The organism is Mesorhizobium sp. M7A.F.Ca.ET.027.03.2.1 (assembly GCF_003999175.1).
In the GTDB taxonomy this organism is placed as follows: Bacteria; Pseudomonadota; Alphaproteobacteria; order Rhizobiales; family Rhizobiaceae; genus Mesorhizobium.
In genome coordinates this window covers 1-726 of sequence record NZ_RZOM01001690.1, presented here as the reverse complement: position 1 = coordinate 726, position 726 = coordinate 1, and the positions used below count along the sequence as shown (strand labels likewise).

At 56.5% G+C, this 726-nt stretch carries 1 protein-coding gene; it reads right to left on the bottom strand.

Going from position 1 to position 726, the window contains the following annotated elements; all coding sequences use genetic code 11:
• Positions 1-683: extracellular solute-binding protein (locus EN750_RS37405; protein ID WP_245482941.1), on the bottom strand; the 683-nt coding region annotated here is incomplete at its 3' end.
• Positions 684-726: the final 43 nt, after the last annotated feature.

Sequence of the window (726 nt, the reverse complement as noted above, 5' to 3'; positions counted from 1 at the left end):
TTCCAGATCTTCGCCGAAGCGGGCAGGACCGACGCGCGGACGTTGCCGATGATGCGTGATTCCTTCTTGTCAGCGCCAAGAATCCCTGAATCGCCCCAGTCGATGTTCATTGCCACTTTGCCGCCGGAATAGAGCGGGCGGATCTCGCTCGAGCCATTGTTGAGCGAGCCGGGCGGATTGAAATCCAATCCCTTCTTGTAGTCTTCCAGCGCCTTTACCCAGCCCGGATTATTGATCTCGGCCTTCATCGTTTCGGGATCGAAGAACATCGATCCCGGCACGTTAGGGTTGTTCGTGTAGCTCGCAGCGTGGCTGAAGAAAAACCAGAATTGCTGCCCGCCGCGCTTATAGGCCTCGGCGGTGCCGAAAAGCCCCTTGTCGGGACGAGTGAAGAAGGCTGCAATGTCGTAATATTGGTCCCAGGTCTTCGGAGGGGCGAGATCATAGCCGTATTTCGCCTTGAAGGTTTTTTGCTCCTCAGGATTTTCGAAGAGATCGCCGCGGTATTGCAGCGTGTGCATGTCGCCATCCATCTGGGCAGCCTTGACCTTGCCGTTCCAGATCATCAGCCGCTCTTTGTAGGCTGGGTGAATGTCGGCCCAGTACTCGCCCTGTTGCATGTTCGCCGGCATATCCGAAAGGAAATCGGCCATGTCCGGCAGCCAGGCTGGCGTAAAGGCCATAACGTCGAAATCGCCGGTGCTACTTTGCAGCGCGGTGATATAT